A 23,651-nucleotide genomic window follows, 5' to 3' on the forward strand; every position below is an offset into this window, starting at 1 on the left:
CGGGTCGTCGACCAGGTCGTCACTCGCCCAGGCACTCCCGGGGTGCGCCCGCGGCCTCGAGGTCGCGGCGCAGCTCCTCGGCGCTGCGCAGCTGTCCGGCGCTGTCTCCGAGGGCGGCGGCGCAGCGGCGCTCGAGTCGCGCCAGCTGCTCGGGGTCGGTGAGGTCGAGCTGCTCGCCCTGCTCCGAGGTCCCCGACGGCTCCGACGGCCCGGCGGGCCCCTCGCTCGCGGGGGAGAGCGGAGCGGGGGAGTCGCCCCCGGGCAACGAGGTCACCACGGCACCGGCGGTGACGACGACGGCGGCGGCGGCCGCGACACCGAGGGCGGTGGTCCAGCGACGGCGTGCGCGCAGCCGGTCGGTGCGTCGCGCCACCAGCTCGTCGGCACCGTAAGGCGCCTCGTAGGCGGTGCTCAGCCGCGCGAAGGCGCGGGCCAGCTCGGGGTCGTGGGAGTCGAGCAGGTCGGGGGTCTCGTGCTGGTTCATCGGGTCTCCTCGGAGTTCTGGTGGAGGGCGCCGGCTGCCCGCGCGTGCTCGCGCAGGCGGGCGGTGCCGCGGGTCAGGTTGCTGCGGGCGGTGCCCTCGGGCACTCCCATGCGGTGGGCGATCGAGCGGGTGTCGAGGTCCTCGACGTAGCGCAGGGCCAGCGCGGTGCGCTGGTCGGCACTCAGCGTCGCGAGACCCTCGAGCAGCCAGGCGTCGACCTCCCCGACCAGCCGGGGCTCGTACCCCGGCTCGCGGCCGGCCTCGACCCCGGCGGGGTCCGCGCTGGGCCGCTCCCTGCGCCAGCGGCGCCAGGTGTCGGTGTTCAGCCGCACCATCGTGGTGCGGGCGTAGGCGCCGGCGTCGTCGATGCGCCGCCAGCGGGCGGCCACGCGGGCCAGCGTCTCCTGGGTCAGGTCCCAGGCGTCGTGCGGGTTGCCGGTCAGGGCGTGCGCCAGGCCGAGCAGTCGCCGCTGCTGGGCGGTGGCGAACTCCTCGAAGCCGGGGTGTGTGGCTGGTCTCGCTGGTGTGGTGTCCATGAGCACCTCCTCGTCACCATGACGGGGCAGACACCGATTCTGCTGCAGGGTCTTGCGACGACCTCGTCAGCGCAGGCTGTAGGTCGCCAGCGAGACGCCGACGTAGTGGCTGGCGAAGGCCAGGATCGTGAAGCTGTGGAACACCTCGTGGAAGCCGAACCAGCGGGGCGAGGGGTTGGGGCGCTTGATGCCGTAGACGATGCCGCCCAGCGTGTAGAGGGCGCCTCCGGTGGCGATCAGCACGAAGACGGCGATGCCGACGGCCGTGCCCAGCTCGAGCGCACCGCGCAGGAAGGCGGGCAGGAAGAACACCGCGGCCCACCCGAGCGCGATGTAGATGGGGGTGTAGAGCCAGCGGGGCGCCCCGGCCCAGAAGACCCGGAAGAGCACGCCGGCGATCGCGCCGCTCCAGGCCAGCCACAGCATGGTCTTCTGCTGGGCGCCCTCGAGCAGGATCAGCGAGAACGGCGTGTAGGAGCCCGCGATGAGCAGGAAGATGTTGGCGTGGTCGAAGCGCCGCAGGAACGCCCAGACCCTCGGTGACCACGTGCCGGTGTGGTAGATCGCCGAGACGCCGAAGAGCAGCACCGCCGTGCCGGTGAAGAGCGCCGAGCCGAGCTTGGTGGTGGGGGTCGGGCTCAGCACCACCAGCACGATCCCCGCGGCGAGCGTGAGCGGCGTGACGCTCAGGTGCAGCCAGCCCCGCAGCTTGGGCTTCACCTCGGCGAGGGTCTCGCTCACCCGGTCGCCCAGGTGGTCGAGGCCGGCGCGGATCCCGTCGTTCATGCGCCGAACGTAGCGGACGGCGGCCCGGGCGGTGCAGTCCGCGGGGCGCACGCGGCACCCGCCCGTCGTGGTTACGATGAGCGCCGTGGCGGACTGGAAGCGAGGACTGCGTCGGGTGCTCTACCCGGCCTACGAGTCCCGGATGCTGCGCCGCATGCCCGACCACCTGCCGCGGCACGTCGGCGTCATGCTCGACGGCAACCGCCGGTGGGCGCGCGCGGTCGGTCGCGACACCGCGCACGGGCACCGCGCCGGCGCCGCCAACATCGAGCCGCTCCTGGGCTGGTGCGACGAGGTCGGCATCCAGGTCGTCACGCTGTGGCTGCTCTCCACCGACAACCTCAACCGGCCCGAGCCCGAGCTGGCGCCGCTGCTGCAGATCATCGAGGAGGCCGTCGCCTCCCTGGCCGACCAGCGGCGCTGGCGCCTGCACCTGGTGGGGGCCCTCGACCTGCTGCCCGCCGCCACCGCCGAGCGGCTCAAGCGGGCCGCCGAGGAGACCGCCGACGTCGACGGCATGCTGGTCAACATCGCGGTCCCCTACGGTGGCCGCCGCGAGATCGCCGATGCCGTCCGGTCGCTGCTGCTCGAGCACGCCGAGAAGGGCACCTCGCTGGAGGAGCTGGCCGGGACGCTCGACGTCGAGCACATCGCCGACCACCTCTACACCAAGGGCCAGCCCGACCCCGACCTGGTGATCCGCACCTCCGGCGAGCAGCGGCTCGGCGGCTTCCTGCTCTGGCAGAGCGCCACCTCGGAGTTCTACTTCTGCGAGGCCTACTGGCCCGACTTCCGCCGCGTCGACTTCCTGCGCGCGATCCGCGCCTACGCGCTGCGCGAGCGGCGCCACGGCACGTAACACGAGGTTCATCCCGCGTTCGGGCGTGTCGCTCCGGACGGGCACGGAGCCGGGCGTAGGTTCGCGCCAATGACGGGTGGGGAAGCCCGTCACGTCGGGAGGCCCGCTCGTGACACGTCACGACCTGATCGTCGGTCCAGGTGCTCACCTGGCCCGGCGGGGACGCCGGCACTCCGGCGTGCAGGCCCGGCTCCTCCACGGGCCGGGTGCCCGTGTCGGCGTCGGCTCCCGGTCCACCTGCTGTGACTGAAGGGCCGGGCGAGGAGTGCGCGCGCGGTTCGTGAGGAGCCCACCGTGCGCGAGACCCAGAGCCGGACCCCGCTTCGCACCTACGTGCTCGACACCAGCGTCCTGCTGGCCGACCCGGGGGCGCTGCGGCGCTTCGCGGAGCACGAGGTGGTCCTGCCCGTCGTCGTGATCACCGAGCTCGAGGGCAAGCGTGACCACCCCGAGCTCGGCTTCTTCGCCCGTTCCGCCCTGCGCATGCTCGACGAGCTGCGCGTCATCCACGGCCGCCTGGACCAGGCGGTCCCGGTGGGGGAGGAGGGCGGCACGGTGCGCGTCGAGCTCAACCACACCGACGCCACCTCGCTGCCCTCGGGCTTCCGCCTGGGCGACAACGACACCCGTATCCTGGCGGTCGCGCGCAACCTCGCCGACGAGGGTTTCGACGTCACGCTGGTCTCCAAGGACCTGCCGCTGCGGATCAAGGCCTCCGCCGTGGGCCTGGACGCCCAGGAGTACCGCGGCGAGGCGATCGGGGAGTCCGACACCGGCTACAGCGGGATGGCCGAGCTGGAGGTGCCGGCTGCCGACCTCGACGACCTCTACGACGCCGGCGTGCTCGACCTCGACGAGGCGCGCGACCTGCCCTGCCACCAGGGACTGGTGCTGCTCTCCGAGCGCGGCACAGCGCTGGGTCGGGTGGGTGCCGACAAGCGGGTGCACCTGGTGCGCGGCGACCGCGAGGCGTTCGGCATCCACGGTCGCTCGGCCGAGCAGCGCGTGGCGCTGGAGATGCTGCTGGACCCCGAGGTCGGCATCGTCTCCCTGGGTGGGCGCGCCGGCACCGGCAAGTCGGCGCTCGCGCTGTGCGCGGGCCTCGAGGCGGTGCTCGAGCGGCGTCAGCACCAGAAGGTGGTGGTCTTCCGCCCGCTCTACGCCGTCGGCGGCCAGGAGCTCGGCTACCTGCCCGGGTCGGAGTCGGAGAAGATGTCGCCCTGGGCGCAGGCGGTCTTCGACACCCTCGGTGCCGTGACCTCCCGGGAGGTGATCGAGGAGATCCTCGAGCGCGGCATGCTCGAGGTGATGCCGCTCACCCACATCCGCGGCCGCTCGCTGCACGACTCGTTCGTGATCGTCGACGAGGCGCAGTCCCTGGAGCGCAACGTGCTCCTGACGGTGCTCTCGCGCATCGGTGCCAACTCCAAGGTGGTGCTCACCCACGACGTCGCCCAGCGCGACAACCTGCGCGTGGGGCGCCACGACGGCGTGGTCGCCGTGATCGACAAGCTCAAGGGCCACCCGTTGTTCTCGCACGTGACCCTGACCCGCTCGGAGCGCTCGCCGATCGCGGCACTGGTGACCGAGATGCTGGAGCACGTCACGGTCGGCTGATCGCGTCCGGGAACGGCGACTGAGACACCTCTCGGGGCGGGTGAACCCTGCCGTGACGCGTGTGACGTGGGGGACGACCGACACGCGGTCGTTCGGTTTGCAACCACCTCGGGCGTCCGGCAGGGTGACCCGGGACCGCGCCGCGACCTCGGACCGCGACGCGACCACGACCTGCCCTCGACCTCCAGGATCTGCCACCTCGTGTCCAAGCACGTCAAGCACGTCCCCAAGCACAAGGCCGCGCCCGCGCGCAGCACCCGTCTGCCGATGTCGGTGCCCCGCGGTGCCCTGCGCACCTCCCTGGTCGTCTCCTCGGTCGCCGTGGCCGCAACCGGCGCCACGATCGGCGGCGGGGTGCTCGCGACGCCGGCGAGCACCAGCTCGGCCGACGGCGCCTCCGCGGTCTCCGAGCAGGACGGCGGTCGCCTGACGGCCCGCCTAGCCGGCACCGTCGTGCCCCCCAGCGCCGAGGACGCCGCCGCTGCGGCCGCCTCCGCCGTCGACCTGCAGGCTCGCGACCAGGCCGTCTCGCGCTCCGCGGACCGCCGCGCCGAGGCCGACCCGGCCAAGGAGGCCGCCCTCGCCGTCGAGGAGGTCGCCGCCGTCTCGGGCGAGCAGAAGCTCTCCGACGCCGACCCGCGCGACATCGCCCGCGCGCTGCTGGGCGAGTACGGCTTCTCCTCCGACCAGTTCGGCTGCCTGGACTCGCTGTGGACCCGCGAGTCCAACTGGAGCGTCACCGCCGACAACCCCACCTCGAGCGCCTACGGCATCCCGCAGTCGCTGCCGGGCGAGAAGATGGCCTCCGAGGGCGCCGACTGGGCCACCAACCCGGTCACCCAGATCCGCTGGGGCCTGGGCTACATCCAGGACCGCTACGGCAGCCCCTGCGGCGCCTGGGGCCACTCCGAGTCCGTCGGCTGGTACTGAGTCCGGCCCCCGACCCGGGGGACCGAACCAAATCCTCGGCCCATCGCGTCCAGGTGGGCATGAGAGCACGAGCACGGCGCGACCCGGCGGACTTCGCCGCCTTCGTGCACGCCCGATCTGCCGCCCTGCACCGGGCCGCCTACCTGCTCGTCGGGGAGCGGGGCCTGGCCCAGGACCTCGTGCAGGAGGCGCTGACCAAGACCTACGTGGCCTGGCCGCGCCTGCGTGACCCGGCTGCGGCCGAGGCGTACACCCGCAAGGCCATCACCACGACGGCGATCGGCTGGTACCGCCGCAAGGGCTGGCACGGCGAGCGCCCGGTGGCCGACACCCCGCTGAGCGCCGGCTCCGTGGCCGGCGACCACGCCGACCGGGTGGCCGAGCAGGACGCCGTCTGGTCGGTCGTGCAGTCCTTGCCGCCCCGCCAGCGGGCCGCCGTCGTGCTGCGCTACTACGAGGACCTCACCGAGGCCCAGACCGCCGAGCGGCTCGGGTGCGCCGTCGGCACGGTGAAGAGCCAGGTGTCGGCCGCGATGGCCACCCTGCGCCGTGAGCTGGGGGACCTCCCCGACCTGCTCCCCGCACCCGCCCACGACGACCAGGTGGTGACCCGATGACCGACCGACTGACCTCCACGCTGCACGAGCGCGCCGACGCCGAGCAGTTCGCCGTCCCCGACGTCGAGGCCCTGGTGCGAGCCGGCGACCGACGCGTGCGACGACGCCGCACCGCGCTGGCCGCTGGCGGCGCAGCGCTGGCCGTCGTGGCCGGCGTGGCCCTGGGCCAGGCGCTGCCGGGTCGCGGCGAGGCGCCCCAGCCGGCGCCTGCCCCCGAGCAGGTCGACATCTACCCGGTGCAGGAGCGCGACCTGCCGCCGATGGTCGTGGTCGGTGGCGACGTGGCCTGGGTGGACGGAGTCACCGAGAAGCTGCGCGCACCGGCCGACGAGCTGGTGCGCACCAGCGTGGGCTGGGTCTACGCCTCCTACGAAGGTGTCTTCTCCCGCACCGACACCGGCACCCGTCGCGTGCCGGGTGTGACGGGGGACCTGCTGGTCTCCGACGAGGACGGGGTGCTGGTGGGTGTGTACGACCTGCACGAGGGCGGCGCGGTGCTGAGAGTGCTGGACCAGCGCACCGACGAGCTGCGCGTCGTCGTCGACGACCTGCCGGAGGAGTCCGGGGTGCTGGCGCTCGACGGCGACCGCATCTACTGGTATGACACCGCCGGCACCTGGGTCCAGGACCTCTCCACCGGGGAGCGCGAGCCGGCACCCGAGGGCCTGTCCTCGGTCGAGGCCGGCACCATCGTGTCCAACCCCGGCGCGGACCAGGGGTTCACGACCGCCATCGAGACACGCGACGGGGTCGAGCGCGGGTTGGAGTGGTCCGGCGACGTCGGCGCCCTCTCGCCCGACGGCGCCTGGTACGCCTCCGACGACGCCGTCGGGTTCCCCGGCGCGCCGGGCGCGGTGCTGGTGGAGACCGGACGCCGGGTGCGGCTGCAGACCGGGACCGAGCGCGGGGACCTGGTGCTCATCAACGGCTGGCTGGACGCCACGACCCTGCAGGTCGGCATCTCGCCGATGGCCGAGGCCGAGCCCAACCGGTTGCTCACCTGCACCGTCCCCGACGGCAGGTGCGAGGTGGTGCTCGCCGACGTCTTGTCGGTCGTCCCGGGTGCGCAGTTCCGGCAGTTCGTCGGGCCGGCCGCCCCCTGACCGTCGTGCCGCTCAGGAGCGGCTGACCACCAGGTAGCGCTCGTCGGAGATCGGCCCGCCCCACAGCGCGGGGTCGGTCAGCGCGACGACGTCGGCCTGTCGGCGGTGCTCGAGCACCAGGCGGCGGCACTCGGCGCCGGTGAGCCCGGCGCCGGTGTGCCAGCTGCCCTCCACTAGCAGCAGGCGCCCGCCGGGGCGCAGCAGCCGCACCCACCGCGCCAGCGCCGCCGACGGGTCGGGCAGCGCCCACAGCACGTGCCGGCACAGCACGAGGTCGGCGGAGCCGGGCTCGCCTGGCGGGTCGGCGGCGTCGCCGACCGCGAGGCTGACTCGCTCACCGACCCCGTGCGCCTCGACCTTGGCCCGGGCTTGCTCGACCATGGCGGGGGAGAGGTCGAGGCCGCGCACGCGGTGGCCGGCCTCGGCGAGCAGCACCGCGAGCGAGCCGGTGCCGCAGCCCAGGTCGACGACGTCGAGCCCCTCCGCGGCCGCGAGGAGGTGTGCGGTGAGCAGGGCCGCCCAGGCGGCGCGCACGTCCGGGTCGCGCAGGCCGTGGTCGGGCTCGTCGTCGAACGCGTCGGCCTGCGCGTCCCAGAGCTCGCGTACCTCCTCGGTCACGGGTTCCTCCGGCTCAGCGGGCGGCGTCGCAGGCCTGCGCGGCCAGCGAGCGCCGCAGGTCGTCGGCCCCCTCGCGCACGTAGCGCAGCGCGCCCGCGTTCGCCTGGGCGGTCTCGAGCCAGGTGTCGACCGCCTCGAGCGTGGCCGGGGTGGCCAGCGTGCGCGGGAAGATCGAGTTGAGCGCGACCGCGCCCTTGTGCGCGCCGAGCAGCTCCCAGGTGGTGGCGACGACGTCGAGGTAGCGCTGCACGTAGGGCTCGAGCACGTCCTCCTGCCCGCTGCGCATGAACGCACCCACGATGCTGCGGCTGGTCTCGTTGGGCGTCTCGGGGTCGAGCATCGCCCGCTGCCAGGCCGCGGCCTTGGCCTCCGCGGTGGGCATCGAGGCGCGCGCCGCTGCCCCGTGCTGCTGGCCCGAGATCGTGCCGTCGCGCTCCACCTCGGCGTCGATGCGGGCGTCGTCGACGCGGCCCAGGCGCGCGAGCTCGACGAGCAGCACCCAGCGCAGGTCGTCGTCGACGGCGAGGCCCTCGAAGGTCAGGCCGCCGTCGAGAAGGGCCTCGAGGTCGTCGCCGCCGGCCTCGGTGACGACGGCACGGGCATAGGACTGCGCGAAGGTCAGCTGAGTGTCGCTGCCGGGCTCGGCCTCGCCGAGCAGGCGGCGCAGGCCGTGCTCCCAGGTGCGGGCCAGCACGTCGCGCCCGGCGGGGTCGGAGTACACCGAGACGGCCTGCTGGGCGCACACCGGCACCCGGCTCACGCCCCACGCGTCGGTCTCCTGGCCGATGTTGCCCAGCACCAGCTGCACGTAGTGCGTGGCGGCGAGCTCGGCGTCGCGGGTCATGTCCCAGGTGGCGCCCCAGACCAGGGCGCGGGCGAGGGAGTCCTCGAGCCGGGCGAGCCCGGCGATCGCGGTGGCCTGTGAGGTCTCGTCCAGGCGGATCTTGGCGTAGGCCAGGTCGCCGTCGTTGAGCAGCAGCAGCGCGGGGCGCGGGCGCCCGACGGCGGCGGGCACCTCGGTGCGCTCGCCGACGACGTCGACCTCCTCGTAGTGGCTGCGCACCAGGCGGCCGTCCTGCTCGTCGTACCAGCCGATGCCGAGCCGGTGACGGCGCAGCGTCGGGTGGTCGGCAGGCGCCGTCTGCCGGACGGCGAAGGTCGTGTAGGCGCCGTCGGCGTCGACCTCGGACTCCAGCGAGAGCGTGTTGACGCCGGCGGTCTGCAGCCACTCCTGCGCCCAGGGGGCCAGCTCGCGGCCCGAGGCCTTCTCGAGCGCGGCGAGCAGGTCGCCGAACTCGGAGTTGCCGTACTCGTGGTCGCGGAAGTACTGCCGCAGCCCGGCGAGGAAGGGCTCGAGGCCCACCCAGGCCACCAGCTGCTTGAGCACCGAGGCGCCCTTGGCGTAGGTGATCATGTCGAAGTTGACCTCGACGGCCTCGAGGTTGTGGTTGTCGGCGGCGATGGGGTGCGTGCTGGGCAGCTGGTCGGCACGGTAGCCGGTGAGCTTGCGGGCGTTGGCGAAGCCGGTCCAGGCGTCGGTGAACTCGGTGGCCTCGGCCTCGCACCAGTAGCAGGCCCACTCGGCGAAGGACTCGTTGAGCCAGAGGTCGTCCCACCACTTCATGGTCACGAGGTCGCCGAACCACATGTGCGCCATCTCGTGGGTGATCACCGAGGCGCGGAACTCGTAGAACGAGCGGGGCTGGCGGCTGCGCGGCAGGTACTCGTCGCGCAGGGTCACGCACCCGGCGTTCTCCATCGCGCCCATGTTGTACTCCGGCACGTAGAGCTGGTCGTACTTCTCGAACGGGTAGGGGTAGTCGAACTGCTCCTCGAAGAAGGCGAAGCTGCGGCGGGTCAGGTCGACCAGCACGTCGCGGTCGAGGTGCTCCACCAGGCTCTGGCGGCAGTAGTGGCCGAGCGGGATGGTGCCGTGCGCGCCCTCGTAGACGTCGTGGACGGCGTGGTACTCACCGGCGACGACGGCGGTCACGTAGGTGGAGAGCGGCTTGGTGGGGGCGAACTCCCAGACGCCGTGGCCGGCGCGGCCCTCGGCCTCGAGGGGACGCGGCTCGGGCGTGGGGGCGTTGGACACGACGACCCAGTGCGCGGGTGCGGTCACGCGGAAGGTGAAGGGGGCCTTGAGGTCGGGCTGCTCGAAGGTGGTGAACACCCGGCGCGCGTCGGGCACCTCGAACTGGCTGTAGAGGTAGACCCGCTGGTCGACGGGGTCCACGAAGCGGTGCAGGCCCTCGCCGGTGTGGGAGTAGCGGCCCTCGGCGCGCACGACGAGCTCGTTCTCCGCCGCGAGGTCGTCGAGCGTGAGCCGGTTGTCGGCGTAGACCGTGGCGGGGTCGAGGGTGCGTCCGTTCAGCGTCACCTCGTGCACGCGGGCGTCCACGAGGTCGGCGAAGGTGGAGGCGCCGGGTTCGCGACAGCTGAAGCGCAGCGTGGTGGTGGTGCCGAAGTGGGTCTCGCCGGTCGTGAGGTCCAGGTCGATGGCGTACGACGCGACGTCGAGGAGGGCGGCGCGGGTGGCGGCCTCGTCCCGGGTCAGGTTGGTTCCAGGCATGCGGGCGATCATGTCACCGCTCCGCGCGCGGTGCGCTCCGGGGTGCGACCTGGGGATTCGGAACTACGGACTTGTAGTTCAGATTTGTCAAGCGTGACACGCCTGTGACTGGTGGGTTTTTTGGGGTTTTTGTTGCTTGTGGGCCCCTCTGTCCCCCAGAGTGGTCGCCGTGCCCCCCGAGCTCACCTCTTCCACGCGTGCCCGGCGCGCGGTCGCCCGGACGGTGGTCGGCGGCCTCGCCGGCGTCCTCACCCTGGGTCTGACCACCGCCACGGCGCCCCTCGCCCACGCCGACTCCACCTACCTGTGCACCGGCTACTCCGGGTGCGCCAACGCCGGCTACGGCAACGGCGGGTACGCCCAGGTCAACAGCCGCATGTACTGGCGGATGTACTCCGGGCACAACTGCACCAACTACGTGGCCTACCGGATGATCAAGGCCGGCATGTCCAGCGAGCGGCCGTGGTCGGGCAGCGGCATGGCCTACAACTGGGGCCTGGCCAACAGCAGGATCACCGACCAGAAGCCGACCGTGGGGTCGGTGGCCTGGTGGAACCGCGGCGTCGGCGGGATGAGCTCCAGCGGCCACGTCGCGATCGTCGAGCGGGTGGTCTCCAGCACCGAGATCATCATCTCCGAGGACAGCTGGGGCGGTGACTTCTCCTGGCGCCGCATCACCAAGAGCGGCCGCGGCTGGCCCTCCGGCTTCATCCACTTCCGTGACGCCCCCACCACGCCGACGCCGCCGCCCCCGCCGCCCGCGCCGGCCAAGGTGCTCGCCAACACGGCGCCGCCCACCGTCGCCGAGGCGCCGACCGTGGGCACGATGGTCGTCGCCGACGTCGGCACCTGGTCGGGCGGTCCGCGGGCCTACACCTACCAGTGGTTCGCCGCCGGGGTCGCGATCCCGAACGCCACCTTCCGCGGCTACACGCCCACCGCCGACGTCGTCGGCAAGCCGCTGACCCTCGAGGTGACGGCGACGCGCCCCGGCTGGACCTCGGCCACCGCACGCACCGCCGCCACCCCGCCGGTGGCCGCGGCCGGCTACGCCGTGGCGACGCCGACCGCCCTCAGCGGCGAGCCCGTCGTCGGGCAGAGCCTGACGATGACGCCGGGGACCTTCGCGCCCCAGCCCGAGAGCACGGTGCTGCAGTGGCGCGCCGACAACCGCATCATCGAGGGCGCCCAGGCGCCCACGCTGACCCTGGACGAGTCGCTCGTCGGCAAGAAGATCACCGCCCTCACGATCGCGCGCGGCACCGGCTACACGCGCACGCACTCGATGGTGGCGGCGCCCGGTCCGGTGCTCGCCGGCACCATCGAGGTGTCGACACCCTTCGCCGTCGCGGGTGCGCCCCGCTTGGGCGAGACGCTGAGCCTCACGCCCGGCAGCTACACCCCCGCGGACTCCGCGTTCTACTACCGCTGGATGCGTGACGGCGTCGAGATCCCCGGCGGGCACCTGGCCACCTACCGGCTGACCGCCGAGGACCTCGGCCACGACGTGTCCGCGCAGGTGACGCTGCGCAAGGGCAACTACGCCGAGCGCGTCGAGACCGTGCCGGTGGGGCTCGTGCGCACCACCTCGGCGCTCGTCGTCCGGGCCGCGGGCCGCAAGCGCGGCGCCGTCGTCACGGTGCGCGTGGGTGCCACCGGAGCCGGACCCGCGACTGGCGAGGTGCGCGTGCAGGTGGGCAAGCAGAAGGTGACCGTGCCGCTCGAGCAGGGCCGCGCCCGGGTGACGCTGACCCGGCTCCAGCCGGGCCAGAAGAAGGCCGTGGTGCGCTACCTCGGGTCGAGCTCGGTGGAGTCCGGCTCGGGCTCGGACGCCGTCAAGGTCAAGCAGTAGCCGGCGCCGTCCCCCTGGTGCGGGAATCGCGTGACCGGGTGCGGGGTTGACTGGAGTCATGACGACCACCAACGCCGACTTCTGGTTCGACCCGCTGTGCCCGTTCGCCTGGATCACCTCGCGGTGGATCCTCGAGGTGGAGCAGGTCCGCGACATCGAGGTGACCTGGCACGTGATGAGCCTGGCCTACCTCAACTCCGAGAAGGACCTCCCGCAGGAGTACAAGGACCTGCTGGCGCCGGCCTGGGGCCCGGTGCGCGTGTGCATCGCCGCCGAGCAGAAGCACGGTCGTGAGGTGCTGCTGCCGCTGTACACCGCGCTGGGCAGCCGCATCCACAACGAGGGGCGCGCGCTGCACGAGCAGGAGGACCGTGGCCGCACGCTGATCAGCGAGGCGCTGGCCGAGGCCGGTCTCGAGCCGGAGCTGGTGGAGGCGATGGACGACTCCTCGCTCGACGAGGCCGTCGCCGCCTCGCACCACGAGGGCATGGACCAGGTGGGCGACGACGTCGGCACGCCGACGATCGCCTTCGAGGGCGCCGCCTTCTTCGGTCCGGTGCTCTCGAAGATCCCGCGGGGCGAGGAGGCCGGCCAGCTGTGGGACGGCTGCGTCGCCGTCGCCAAGGTGCCCTACTTCTACGAGCTCAAGCGCAGCCGCACCGGGGACCTCGACTTCTCCTGACCCGCTCCGCACCGCTCGACCGAGCACGGCGTCTCCGCCCGGCGGAGGCGCCGTGACTTGTCTTCGTGACAGGTGTGACGCATGGTGTAGGTGATGCATCTGTGGGGGATGAGGTTCCTGTTGCTCGCTGCTCTGATGGCGGGTGTGCTCGCGACGCCGCTCGGCGGCCCGGTCGAGGACGGCGTGGGCGCCCCGGCGGCCGCGGCCTCCGCCCCGGCGCCGCGCCCTGTCGAGCGGGTGGTGCTGAGAGCGGACGGTCCGGGTGTGCAGGCGCGCGACCTCGCGCTGACGACGGCGCGGCTGCGCAGCACGCTGAGCGTGCAACCGGGCGTCGACCTCGTGGCCCTGACTTGGCGCGGCAGCGCGCCGGCGGTCCAGCTGCGTGCCCGCACGGCGGGACGCTGGGGCACCTGGCAGACCCCCGAGGTGCTGCCCGACGCCCCGGACCGCGCCAGCGGCGAGGGGTCCCGGCAGGGCACCGACCAGGTGTGGACCCCCGGCGCCGACGCACTCCAGGTGCGGGCCGCCGGTCCGGTGCCGCGCAGCCTGCGGCTGAGCCTGGTCGCCGTCGAGGAGACGCCCGCGGACCTGCGCACCGCCCGCCTGGGTCGCAGCGCCGCCGCGGCACCCGACGCCTCGGCTGCGGCCTCGGCGCGCAACAAGTTCCGCCCCGCCCTGCGCGGACGTGGTGCCTGGGGAGCCGACGAGCGCTGGCGCAGCGGCAGCCCCACCTACAACCGGACCGTGCAGCAGGTGCACGTGCACCACACGGTCAACAGCAACGACTACCGGCCCGGCGAGGTGCCCGGCCTGATCCGCGGCATGTACCGCTACCACACCGGCAGCCTGGGCTGGTCCGACCTCGGCTACAACGCCGTCGTCGACCGCTTCGGCCGTACGTGGGTCGGGCGGGCCGGCGGCATCACGCGACGGGTCCGCGGTGCCCACACCCTGGGGTTCAACAGCACCTCCACCGGCGTCGCGGTGCTGGGCAACTTCGAGACCGCGCGCCCCTCCAGCAAGGTCGTGACTGCGATCGTGCGCTTCGCGGCCTGGAAGCTGCACAAGGACGGCCGCAACCCGCGGGGGCGGGTCACCGTGTTCTCGCACGGCAGCGACCGCTTCCGCTACGGCGCCAAGCCCCGGCTCCCGGTCATCGACGGGCACCGCGACACCAGCGAGACCGCCTGCCCCGGCGAGTACCTGTACCGCAAGCTGCCCGTGATCAGGCAGCGCGCGGCGGCGCGCGTCGCCCGCATGCGCTGATTCCTGCCGCTGGTCAGGTGCTGGTCAGCTGCTGACCGCGACCGCGGTGCTCGCGGTGATCGCGGCGGTGGTGGCGGCCGTCGTGGCGGCGATGGCATCGCGGACCGCCTTGGTGGCCCACTCGCCCTCCGAGCCCTCGCCCAGCGCCTTGGCGCGCTTCTTGACCTGCTTGGCCGGCACGTCCCCGCGCTCGACGACCTTGTGCGCCTGGTCGACGGCGGCGAGCAGGCCCGCGAGCGCCGCGGTGCGCGGGTCCGGTGTGAGCCCCTGCACCAGCACCGCCGTCAACCGCTCGCGCACCTGCCGCTCGTGCTCGACGTCGGCCGCGGGCCACGTGGTGCGCGGGAAGAGCCCGAGCACCTTGCCCTCGCGCCGCTCCAGCAGACCGCGCTCGGCGAGCCGCTCGCGCAGCGTGTCGGGCAGGTTCTTGCCCAGCCGGGTCACGAGGTCCTGCGCGCTGCGCGGCTTCTCCGCGACGACGGCGAGCGCCTGCGCCAGCTGGGGATCCTCGTGCGCGCCGTCGGTGACGGCGACCGTGCTGCGCCGCCAACGGCTCGCGGCCGGCTCCACCTCCACTTCACCGGCCATGGCCAGCTCGGCCAGCAGCGCGCCACCCAGAGGGGCGGGCAGCTGCACGCCCGAGGGCGGGGTGCCCTTCTCGTCGTCGAGCAGGAGCAGCAACAGGTCCTCGGCCAGCAAGGTGAGCATGGTCCGACCCTACGCTTGGCCGGTGAGCACGATGCTGAGCGAGATCTGGCGCTACCCGGTCAAGTCGATGCGCGGCCACCAGCTGACCGAGGCGACCGTCGAGCCGTGGGGACTGGCGGGCGACCGACGGTGGATGGTGACCGATGCCGACGGGAGCTTCCTCACCGCTCGGGAGCTGCCCCGGCTGCTGCTCGGGGTGCCGACGCCGGGTGCGGACAACGGCCTGCGCCTGCACGCCGACGGACTCGGGGACCTCGTCGTCCCGGCACCGGGAGCCGACGCCCGCGAACGGACCGTGCAGATCTGGAGCTCCAGCGTGCGCGCCCGCGACGCCGGCGACGACGCGGCGGCCTGGGTGGCCGAGCTGGTGGGGGCCGACGTCCGCCTGGTGTGGCTCGCCGACCCCACGCAGCGCCCGCCCAACCCGGCCTTCGCCCGGACCGACGACCGGGTCTCGCTCGCCGACGGCTACCCGCTGCTGGTCACCACCGAGGCGTCGCTGGAGGCGCTGGGCGGCGGCTTCTCGATGCGTCGCTTCCGGCCCAACCTCGTGGTCACCGGCAGCAAGGCGTGGGCCGAGGACGACTGGCGGGTCGTCCGCGTAGGCGGGCCCGGCGGCGCGGTGTTCCGCGCCGTCAAGGGCTGCCCGCGCTGCGTGATGACCACCCGCGACCCCGACACCGCCGAGGGCGGGCGGGAGCCGGTGACGACGCTGGCCCGGCTGCGCCGCTTCGACGGCGCCACCTGGTTCGGCACCAACCTGGTGCCCGACACCCCCGGCGCGGTGGTGCGCGAGGGCGACGTCGTCGAGGTGCTCGAGGAAGTCGAGCCCGGGGCGGGTCCCCTCCGGTAGGGCTGGACCCTCGGTAGGAAAGGAATGGCGCGGGCTCACTAGGCTCGACCCATGAGCCACGTCCTGTCCGCCGTCGCCTGGCCCTACGCCAACGGCCCCCGCCACATCGGCCACGTCGCCGGGTTCGGGGTGCCCTCCGACGTCTTCAGCCGCTACATGCGGATGGCCGGCCACGACGTGCTCATGGTCTCCGGCTCCGACGAGCACGGCACGCCGATCCTGATCGCCGCCGACGAGGCCGGACTCTCGCCGCAGGAGCTCGCCGACCGCAACCACCGGCTGATCGCCGAGGACCTGGTCTCGCTGGGTCTCAGCTACGACCTCTACACGCGGACGACGACGCGCAACCACCACGCGGTGGTGCAGGAGCTGTTCCTCGGCGTCTACGAGAACGGCTACTTCGTCGAGCAGACCACCTACGGCGCGATCTCGCCGAGCACCGGGCGCACCCTGCCCGACCGCTACATCGAGGGCACCTGCCCCATCTGCGGGGCGGAGGGCGCGCGCGGCGACCAGTGCGACAACTGTGGCAACCAGCTCGACCCGGCCGACCTGAAGAACCCGCGCTCGCGGATCAACGGCGAGGTGCCGGAGTTCGTCGAGACCCAGCACTTCTTCCTCGACCTGCCCGCGTTGGCCGAGGCACTCACCGAGTGGCTCGACGAGCGAGAGGCCTCCGGCACCTGGCGCCCCAACGTGATCCGCTTCAGCCAGAACATCCTCAAGGAGATCCGGCCGCGCGCGATGACGCGCGACATCGACTGGGGCATCACCGTGCCGCTGGAGGGCTGGCGCGAGAACCCGACCAAGAAGCTCTACGTCTGGTTCGACGCCGTCATCGGCTACCTCTCGGCCTCGATCGAGTGGGCGCGCCGCAGCGGCGACCCCGACGCGTGGCGCCGCTGGTGGAACGACCCCGAGGCGCTCAGCTACTACTTCATGGGCAAGGACAACATCACCTTCCACTCCCAGATCTGGCCCGCCGAGCTGCTGGCCTACTCGGGGCGGGGGAGCAAGGGTGGTGAGCCGCGCGAGTACGGCCAGCTCAACCTGCCCACCGAGGTCGTCAGCTCGGAGTTCCTTACGATGGAGGGCCGTAAGTTCTCCTCCTCCAAGCGCGTGGTCATCTACGTGCGCGATCTGCTCAGCCGCTACCAGCCCGACGCGTTCCGCTACTTCGTGGCGGCCGCCGGCCCGGAGAACCAGGACTCCGACTTCACCTGGTCGGAGTTCGTGCGCCGCACCAACGACGAGCTCGTCGCCGGCTGGGGCAACCTGGTCAACCGCACCGCCAACCTGGTGGCCAAGAACTTCGGCGAGATCCCGCCCGCGGGCGTGCTCGACGCCGAGGACGAGCGGGTGCTCGCCGTCGCCGAGCAGGCCTTCACCGTGGTGGGAGACCTGATCGGCCGGCACCGCCAGAAGCAGGCCATCGGCGAGGCGATGCGCGCCGTCGCCGAGGTGAACAAGTACGTCTCCGACTCCGAGCCGTGGAAGCTCAAGGGCGAGGAGCAGCGCGAGCGGCTCGGCACGATCCTGCACGTGATGACCCAGTGCGTCGCCGACCTCAACCTGGTGCTCTCCCCGTTCCTGCCGTTCTCGGCCAACGCCGTGCACACCGCCCTGGGCGGCACCGGCGAGCTGGTCCCGATGCCGCACCTCGAGGAGGCCGAGGACCTCGACGGCGGGGCCGGCTACCCGGTCATCACCGGCGACTACAGCACCTTCCCCGCGTGGCGCCGGCACTCGATCGAGGCGGGCACCGCCGTCGTCAAGCCGACCCCGGTCTTCACCAAGCTCGACCCCGCCGTCGTCGACGAGGAGCTCGAGCGGCTGGGCTGACGGGCCGAGGTTCCGCGTCGCCTAGCGCAAACGGACTCGCACCGGCTGTGAGACCGGTGTGACGAGCCGAGCGGGGCCGGGTCTGGCCGCCTCGGGGAGGACGACGGTCCAGGCGACGTCGCCTTCCTCTCGCGCGTCTGTCGCGGCGAGCCGCCAGCGGCGGTCGCCCTGCACCAACGTCAGCGGCACCCCGATCAGCGGGGCCACCTCCTCGCTGGCCTCGTGCACGCATCCGGAGCAACCCGGCGACCCCGGGCAGGTGCCCGCGTCGTCGCAGCCGTCGACGAAGCCGTAGCCCATCACGGTGGTGGTCGTGCCGCGCTGCAGGAGCGTGGCCGAGTCGACGTCGATCTCGGGTGCGGCGCAGCTCGCGGAGGCGCTCTGGATCGGCGCAGGGACTGACGCGACGCCGAGGAGGACCCGGCCGAGGCAGAGGTGACTGGGGCGCACCGTGACCTCCTACCTCTCGTCCACGCGGTCGAACACCAGGTCGACGCCGGAGCTGCGCAGGTGCAGCCGGTTGTCCTCGACCTCGACGGTGCCGGCCTCCAGCAGTTGGAAGAACGTCTCCTCCGCGCGCACTACCGGCGGCGCGCACCCCATCGCCGTACTCAGCAGTTGCGATGCACCGGCGTCCGGTGACCACGAGGCCGAGAAGCCGTTGCATGGCCCCTCGCCGGTGACCTGGTCGCCGTCGATCTCGATGGCGAGCCCTGCGGGGACGCCGTGCTCGCCGGTCCGCAGCTCCCAACGACCTTCGGTGCGCTGATCGCGCACCACGCTCCACAGCCACGGGCCGAGGACGACGCAGGCGAGCAGGCTCGCAGCCACGGCTCCCGCGACCAGGTGCGGGTGACGTGCAGCGGTGCCTGCCGTGGCAGGAGTATGCGCGCGTCGGTGACTCATCGTGTGTCGAGCCACGGGAAGGTGAGTCCGTAGCCGTCGTCGCTGCGCATGACGGTGCCGCACTGCGAGTAGAGGATGGTGACCGTCCGGCGCGTGCCCGTCTTGTCCTCGACCACCGCGGAGTGCGTGGGCCGCCTGCTCTGGGCGCAGTCGACCACGCCTCCCGGGATGGCATGCAGCCCGATCCGAACCCGCTCGGCCTCATCCGGGCCGAGGTGGCGTGCCGTCGGGGTCCCGGCTCCGTACTCCCAGGTGCAGGCGATGCCGCGCACGGCGCTGAGGGGCATGGTCATCGGCTCGCGAGCACCACGCAGGAAACCGGTGTCCAGCCCGGCCGAGGCGCCGTCGGCATCGGAGCGATCGGGGGTGAACGGGTTGTCCGGGCACGTCATCGGATCGTCGATCTCGGCGGTGGTGAACTGGTCGGCGTACTGCTGTCCGAACGCAGTCATCACCGTGCCGTAGACACCGAGGTCGGGGGGCCCGGTGATGGTCGACCCGTCGGGTGTTCGACCGGAGCAGAGCGGGTGGGTGTCGCCTCGAATCTCCGTCACGCTGCCGTCCTCGAACCCCATCTGCAAGCGATAGGTGCGGCCGCCGAACTCGGCACACCGCGAGTTGGTTCCCCACGGCGTGGGGGCGCGGATGAGTCCCTCGAGGAGGTCGAGGTGCGTGGTGAGGGCGTCCGAGGGCACCTCGGCCGGCGCGGTCCGGCCCTGCCCGCCGGGGCAGAACAGGACCCACACGGCGGATCCCGCCAGCTCCCGTCGGCTCGCGCTCGCGGAGGGGACGCACTGCTCGGGAGCGGCAGTCCCTGCGGCGCGAGTCGTCGCCGAGCCGCCCGACGGCGGTCGGTCGTCCGCACCGCATCCCACGACCGCGACCGAGACAGCCACGATCATGGCAGCGGCCGGGACGGCGAGCACTCTCATGCCTTGAAGACGGCGGTGGGCCGCCGACGGTTCCTGCTCGTGCCGGCGCCCAGGTCCGTAAGACGGCCCTAACACGACGGCTCGTGGCTACGTGATCACCGGTACGAAGGCGCTCAGTCGAAGACGGGGTCGTCCGGTGGTTCGATGTCGAACTCGTCGGGGGGTGGGGGCTTGGGCCAGACCGGTGGGTGGGTGCCGAGGTGGTCGCGGACGACGGTCATCCCGGTCTGGAACTCCCACTCGTAGGCACCCGGCCCGATCCTGCGGTAGGTGACGGCGCCGTGGGTCTTGAAGCGGTGATGCCGACGGCACAGGGGCGCGAGGTTGCAGGTGCAGGTCGCGCCGCCCTCGTCGTAGGGCTTCAGGTGGTCGCAGTCGCAGCGATCCGCGGGGCGGTTGCAATGCGGGTAGACACACCGCGGGTCGGTCCACCGGAGCTGTTGCTTGATCCGGTCGGGGACCTCGTACTGCTCCACGTGCACTGCGCCGTTGAGGTCGATCACGGGCCGCACGGTGATGCGGCCGGCGGTGCGGCACCAACCACGGACCACGTCCGCGCTCACCGGGCTCTGGTTGTTCTCGAGGCGGCCGACCATGAACCCCGCGGCGGTGAAGGCCTCGTCGGAGAGGTGCACGACCAGCTCGATGGCGCGGCCGTGGTGGTCCGATGGCTCGGTGATCTCGCCGGTCTCGAAGTCGAGAGCGAGCTGGTTGCGGGCGAGCTCACCGACGGCGGCGGCCCGGCGGACGTCCAACGAGTCCTCACAGCCTGCCTTGCCCAGGGCGCGAGCGGTGTGGCGGATCGCGGCTTCGAGATCGGCGGCGTCGGCGGCGTCCAGGCACCCGGCGACCGGCACAGTCCCGGCCAGCGACTCCAGGGTGCCGGCGTCGCTGTCAGTGCGGCGGGACTCGCCGATGTCGAAGAACCGCCGCTCCCGCTTCTCCTTCTCGGCCTGGACTGCGGCGTCGGGGTCGAACCGGGCCTGGGTCTCGGCGACCAGCCGCTCCATCTGGCGCTTGCCGATCTTCCCGGCAACGGCCTCGACCTGCCGGTCCACGTGGTCCGCTGCTTCGGCGGGCAGGGGCTGGGTGAGGTCGGCGAGCTCGAAGGCCTTCCACACCGGGAGCTGCAGCTCCTCGACCCGCCGGTAGAGCCGCGGGAGGCGGTACTTGAGCTCCAGGACCCGTCCGACCAGGGCGAGGCCGGCGTCGGTGCTCATGTTCAGGGTGCTGGCCAGCTCCATCACCGCGAACTCCGACACCACCGGCGCACCCGTACCGGCCACCGACAGCCAGCGGTCGCAGAACCCCTGGTCACCCAGCGCGGCCTCGAGCTCCTCGACCTGCTCGTCGCTCATCACGGCGTCGGGGTCGGGCTCACCCTCGAGGTGGTCGGCGTCCAACCGGTTGACCTTGGCCCACTCAACGATCATCCGCAGCTTCGCGACCTCGGCGCTCATCAGCTGGGACTGCACCGCCCGCACCATCCGCAGCGCGTGCTCACGCTCGCCGCGCTCGCGGTCCTCCCGTGCGAGGACCTCGGCGAGGTCGGGAGCGGTGGTGGTCATGTGTCTACTCAAGCACCGACCACCGACACTCAAGGGCCTGATTCGGGGTTATCCACCGGACGCTGAGGAACAAACTAGTAACAGTTTTCCGCAACCATCCGAACGACTCTCGCGTGTGAGCGGCAAGGGCGCGGGCGACCAATCGACCACCAGTGGGTGGTCCGCGGGCCGTGACCCAGAGCGGCGCTCTCGCCGTTGTCGCTGTCGGTACGGACCAGCGACCGCCCGTTACTGGCGATGCCGGTCCCGAGGCTGCTTCTCACCTCGCTGGGTTTCGAGGCTCGTCGCTGGCGCTCCTCGCGCCTCGACCAGCAGCAGGTCGCTGCGCCGACCGACCGTACGTTCGCTGAGACCGCGAACCAGATCACTGGTCGCGGCATCACACCGGGCATGACACCTCGCCGCGCCGGTCTGCTCTCGTTCGTCCTCGCCTGCTCGGCGCTGCCGGCGCTGGCCGGCACCGCCAGTGCCGCGCCGCCGACCTGCGGGGGAGAGCTGGCCACGATCGTCGGGACGGCGGGCGCGGACGTGCTCACCGGCACCCCGGGGCCTGACGTGATCGCCGGGTTGGCCGGGTTCGACCGGATCGACGGCGGGGGAGGTGACGACGTGATTTGCGGGGGCGACGGCGCCGATCGGCTCACCGGGGGCGAGGGCGACGACACGCTGCTGGCGGGTGCGGCCCGCTACGTCTCCGACCGCGGGGGCGATGGCTACCGTCCCGACGTGCTCGAGGGCGGGCCGGGTGACGACCTGCTCGACATCGGCCCGGTCGAGCCGAACTCGGTCGGTGACTCGACCGGCGTCCTGCGCTACGACCGGGCTCCCGGCCGGGTGGTCGTCGACCTCAGTGCCGGCCAGGCTTCGGGGGAGGGCGCGGACCGGATCGTGGTGCGGCCGGGCACGCGCATCCTGGGTTCCCCGTTCGACGATCGGCTGGTCGGCGGGGTCCACGGCGACCAGATCTACGGCGGTCCGGGCTCCGACGTGGTGCTCGGCAACGGGGGGAACGACGTCCTGTACGGCGACCCCGAGATCGCGGGCGACCCGGCCGCTGCCGGGCAGGACGACGACGTGGCCGGCGGGCCGGGCAAGGACGTCCTGTTGGGTTCCCAGGGCAGCGACACCCTGCGAGGAGGGCCCGGCATCGACGACCTGCAGGCGTACGGCGCCGGCGCGCAGCAGGTGCTGGGCGGACCCGACCAGGACTTCGTGTACGTCAACGTCGACGCCTCCACGGGCTGGCGCCTCGAGGGAGGTGGCGCCGTGGGTGACTCGCTGACCGTCTACCTGCCCGGGCAGCGGCCGGGCAGGCAGCCGGTGGTCGGCGTCGACCTGCTCCGCGAGCGGCTGTCCCTGGGCGGTGTCGCGATCGGCTCGGTGACCGGCTTCGGTCGGGTCGCGGTGGGGGAGAGGGTGCCGCTCCGCCTGGTCGGCACCGACGGTCCCGAGGTGGTCGCCGGCAGTGTGGACGCACCGCTGGTCGCACGGACCCGCGGAGGGAACGACCGCGTGCTGGGCAGCCATCGCGCGGACCTGATCGACACCGGCGCCGGCCGCGACGAGGTCGACGGCAGCCTCGGGCGCGACACGTGCCGGCGCGCCGAGGTGGTGCGCCGCTGCGAGACCCGGTGACCTCGCGGGCGATCCCTCAGCGCGTGCGCTGCAGGGCGGTGACCAGGTCGGGGTCCAGGGCGCCGTAGCCCGTGGACACCCATGGCTCGACGCCGGTGTCGAACCAGTGGGTGGGGGTCCCCCGTTGCGCGACGTCGAGGATGTCGGGCGTGCGGCTGCGCCTCAGGTCGCTGCGGCACCGCTCGCACAGCGGCACCTCGAGGGGCCGGCCGCCGACCTCGACCCGACGCGCGGCCGCGGCCCGCCCGTGCAGCGGGTTGAGGTAGCAGTCCGGCTCGGGCTCGTAGCCGCGACCCTTCCGGGCGGCGGCCAGCGCATCGCGACCGCGACCCAGCAGCACCAGGGCCCCGACGACGTGCAGCACGTCGAGCTCGTCGTCCTGGCGCTCGGTCATGGCGAGGACGCGCCGCGCCGCGTCGTAGTGGTCGAGCGCTGCCTGCCAGGAGGTGCGCTCGTCGCGCTGGCCGATCTCGATCGAGTCCAGCTGCTCGCCGAGCGCCAGCAGCTCGCGCTGGGCGCGCTCCTCCAGCCGGCGGTCGTGCGCTTCGCGGATCCGCTCGACGGCCGACGGCGGCAGCACCGCCGGCGCGCTCTCGCGGGCGGGGGCGGCCGCACGGCCGTGACGACGTCGCACGACCGACCGCGCGACGGCGAGGACCGTCGCCGCGACGAGTCCCGCGATCAGCAGCCCGGTGAGGTCCACGCCGTCGCCGTCGCCACCGAGGGGCGAGGAGCCGCGCTCCTCGCGCTCGGCCTCGCGCTGCTCCTGGCGCTCGCGGTAGCCCTCGCTCACCGCCTCGCGGCCCTCGACCACGAGGTCGGCCGCGGTCTGCAGCGACTGGTCGAGGTCGAAGTCCCCGTCCGGGTCGCGGCTCTGGACGGCGTCGGCCAGCTCGTACCACTCCTGGCCGTCGTAGCCGCCGGGGCCGCCCCACTGGAAGGCGTCGAGGCGGATGTCGGAGTACTCGTCGTTCACGAGGCCGTAGCTGCTGGTCGTGATGAAGGTGCCGGGCAGCTCATCGCGGGCCTGCAGCCGGGTCAGCAGGTCGGACGCGCTGCCACCGAACTCGTCGTTGCGCGCGAAGGGGTAGGCCACCACGAACGCGGGCTCCTCGGCCTGCGCCAGCGTCTGCGCGATCTCCGCCTCCTCGGCGGGCGAGACGACGCTCGCCAGCGAGGGGTGCACGTAGACGCCGTCGTCGGCCAGGGCCTGCGCGACGTCGGCGAGCACCTGGTCGGCGCTGCCGGCCGCAGGCGGGGTGTCGTCGTTCGGCGTGCTCACGGG

The 23,651-nt window shown here is 73.0% G+C and carries 22 protein-coding genes; 11 read left to right on the forward strand and 11 right to left on the reverse strand.

The annotated features are described in order from the left end of the window. Positions 1-19: 19 nt before the first annotated feature. The 3 genes from ABD948_RS06655 to trhA all read right to left on the reverse strand — a co-directional run bounded on the left by ABD948_RS06655 (position 20) and on the right by trhA (position 1,806). Entirely contained in the window at positions 20-484 is a 465-nt protein-coding gene (locus ABD948_RS06655) for a hypothetical protein (RefSeq protein WP_345263902.1), read from the reverse strand. After that, on the reverse strand, positions 481-1,020 hold the full coding sequence (locus ABD948_RS06660) for a sigma-70 family RNA polymerase sigma factor (RefSeq protein ID WP_345263904.1): 540 nt from the start codon (positions 1,018-1,020) through the stop codon (positions 481-483). The genes ABD948_RS06655 and ABD948_RS06660 overlap by 4 nt, the downstream gene beginning before the upstream one ends. A gap of 66 nt (positions 1,021-1,086) precedes the next feature. After that, a complete protein-coding gene (gene trhA / locus ABD948_RS06665; RefSeq protein WP_345263906.1) occupies positions 1,087-1,806 on the reverse strand; it encodes a PAQR family membrane homeostasis protein TrhA in 720 nt (239 codons plus the stop codon). A gap of 85 nt (positions 1,807-1,891) precedes the next feature. On the opposite strand from trhA, the gene ABD948_RS06670 reads away from it, so the two are divergent. From ABD948_RS06670 to ABD948_RS06690, 5 genes are all read left to right on the forward strand, one after another. Beyond that, positions 1,892-2,665 (forward strand): isoprenyl transferase, encoded by a 774-nt coding sequence (locus ABD948_RS06670; protein WP_345263908.1) that lies wholly within the window; start codon positions 1,892-1,894, stop codon positions 2,663-2,665. A 294-nt stretch (positions 2,666-2,959) separates the two neighbouring features. Next, positions 2,960-4,282, forward strand: a complete 1,323-nt coding sequence (gene phoH2 / locus ABD948_RS06675) for an RNA 5'-3' helicase PhoH2 (protein WP_345263910.1) — start codon at positions 2,960-2,962, stop codon at positions 4,280-4,282. Between the two features lie 201 nt (positions 4,283-4,483). Then, complete coding sequence (locus ABD948_RS06680) at positions 4,484-5,212, forward strand: aggregation-promoting factor C-terminal-like domain-containing protein (protein WP_345263912.1); 729 nt, start codon at positions 4,484-4,486, stop codon at positions 5,210-5,212. A gap of 59 nt (positions 5,213-5,271) precedes the next feature. Then, positions 5,272-5,829: a SigE family RNA polymerase sigma factor gene (locus ABD948_RS06685; RefSeq protein WP_345263914.1), complete on the forward strand. Its 558-nt coding sequence runs from the start codon at positions 5,272-5,274 to the stop codon at positions 5,827-5,829. Further along, the gene (locus ABD948_RS06690) at positions 5,826-6,932 is read left to right on the forward strand and encodes a hypothetical protein (RefSeq protein ID WP_345263916.1); all 1,107 of its coding nucleotides are present in this window, start codon (positions 5,826-5,828) and stop codon (positions 6,930-6,932) included. Before ABD948_RS06685 ends, ABD948_RS06690 begins: the two co-directional genes overlap by 4 nt. Before the next feature lie 12 nt (positions 6,933-6,944). Here ABD948_RS06690 and ABD948_RS06695 read toward each other — a convergent pair whose 3' ends face one another. Next, positions 6,945-7,550, reverse strand: coding sequence for a class I SAM-dependent methyltransferase (locus ABD948_RS06695; protein WP_345263918.1), 606 nt, complete (start codon positions 7,548-7,550; stop codon positions 6,945-6,947). A 13-nt stretch (positions 7,551-7,563) separates the two neighbouring features. Further along, the gene (gene pepN / locus ABD948_RS06700; RefSeq protein WP_345263920.1) at positions 7,564-10,122 is read right to left on the reverse strand and encodes an aminopeptidase N; all 2,559 of its coding nucleotides are present in this window, start codon (positions 10,120-10,122) and stop codon (positions 7,564-7,566) included. Positions 10,123-10,291: 169 nt separating this feature from the next. Here pepN and ABD948_RS06705 point away from each other — a divergent pair, with 169 nt between their 5' ends. The 3 genes from ABD948_RS06705 (at position 10,292) to ABD948_RS06715 (ending at position 13,922) form a co-directional block, all read left to right on the forward strand. Next, positions 10,292-11,974 carry a CHAP domain-containing protein gene (locus ABD948_RS06705; protein ID WP_345263922.1) on the forward strand — a complete coding sequence of 561 codons (1,683 nt, stop codon included), beginning with the start codon at positions 10,292-10,294 and terminating at the stop codon, positions 11,972-11,974. Positions 11,975-12,032: 58 nt separating this feature from the next. After that, the gene (locus tag ABD948_RS06710) at positions 12,033-12,656 is read left to right on the forward strand and encodes a mycothiol-dependent nitroreductase Rv2466c family protein (protein ID WP_345263924.1); all 624 of its coding nucleotides are present in this window, start codon (positions 12,033-12,035) and stop codon (positions 12,654-12,656) included. A 108-nt stretch (positions 12,657-12,764) separates the two neighbouring features. After that, positions 12,765-13,922: an N-acetylmuramoyl-L-alanine amidase gene (locus ABD948_RS06715; protein WP_345263926.1), complete on the forward strand. Its 1,158-nt coding sequence runs from the start codon at positions 12,765-12,767 to the stop codon at positions 13,920-13,922. 24 nt (positions 13,923-13,946) lie between these two features. Here ABD948_RS06715 and ABD948_RS06720 read toward each other — a convergent pair whose 3' ends face one another. Further along, positions 13,947-14,630: a GOLPH3/VPS74 family protein gene (locus ABD948_RS06720; protein ID WP_345263928.1), complete on the reverse strand. Its 684-nt coding sequence runs from the start codon at positions 14,628-14,630 to the stop codon at positions 13,947-13,949. Positions 14,631-14,661: 31 nt separating this feature from the next. Between ABD948_RS06720 and ABD948_RS06725 the strand changes: the two genes are divergently transcribed. Both ABD948_RS06725 and metG read left to right on the forward strand, forming a co-directional pair. Then, positions 14,662-15,483, forward strand: coding sequence for an MOSC domain-containing protein (locus ABD948_RS06725; protein WP_345264479.1), 822 nt, complete (start codon positions 14,662-14,664; stop codon positions 15,481-15,483). 51 nt (positions 15,484-15,534) lie between these two features. Next, a complete protein-coding gene (metG, locus tag ABD948_RS06730) occupies positions 15,535-17,325 on the forward strand; it encodes a methionine--tRNA ligase (protein ID WP_345263930.1) in 1,791 nt (596 codons plus the stop codon). A 21-nt stretch (positions 17,326-17,346) separates the two neighbouring features. Here metG and ABD948_RS06735 read toward each other — a convergent pair whose 3' ends face one another. From ABD948_RS06735 to ABD948_RS06750, 4 genes are all read right to left on the reverse strand, one after another. After that, entirely contained in the window at positions 17,347-17,775 is a 429-nt protein-coding gene (locus ABD948_RS06735) for a hypothetical protein (RefSeq protein WP_345263932.1), read from the reverse strand. A gap of 9 nt (positions 17,776-17,784) precedes the next feature. After that, entirely contained in the window at positions 17,785-18,105 is a 321-nt protein-coding gene (locus ABD948_RS06740; RefSeq protein WP_345263934.1) for an META domain-containing protein, read from the reverse strand. A 122-nt stretch (positions 18,106-18,227) separates the two neighbouring features. Beyond that, complete coding sequence (locus tag ABD948_RS06745) at positions 18,228-18,977, reverse strand: hypothetical protein (protein WP_345263936.1); 750 nt, start codon at positions 18,975-18,977, stop codon at positions 18,228-18,230. Between the two features lie 299 nt (positions 18,978-19,276). After that, positions 19,277-20,731: an HNH endonuclease signature motif containing protein gene (locus ABD948_RS06750; protein ID WP_345263938.1), complete on the reverse strand. Its 1,455-nt coding sequence runs from the start codon at positions 20,729-20,731 to the stop codon at positions 19,277-19,279. Between the two features lie 390 nt (positions 20,732-21,121). On the opposite strand from ABD948_RS06750, the gene ABD948_RS06755 reads away from it, so the two are divergent. Then, positions 21,122-22,366: a calcium-binding protein gene (locus tag ABD948_RS06755; protein WP_345263940.1), complete on the forward strand. Its 1,245-nt coding sequence runs from the start codon at positions 21,122-21,124 to the stop codon at positions 22,364-22,366. A 16-nt stretch (positions 22,367-22,382) separates the two neighbouring features. Here ABD948_RS06755 and ABD948_RS06760 read toward each other — a convergent pair whose 3' ends face one another. Next, positions 22,383-23,648, reverse strand: a complete 1,266-nt coding sequence (locus ABD948_RS06760; protein WP_345263942.1) for a hypothetical protein — start codon at positions 23,646-23,648, stop codon at positions 22,383-22,385. Positions 23,649-23,651: the final 3 nt, after the last annotated feature.

The sequence above is a fragment of the Nocardioides nanhaiensis genome (genome assembly GCF_039542785.1).
Taxonomy (GTDB): Bacteria; Actinomycetota; Actinomycetes; order Propionibacteriales; family Nocardioidaceae; genus Nocardioides; species Nocardioides nanhaiensis.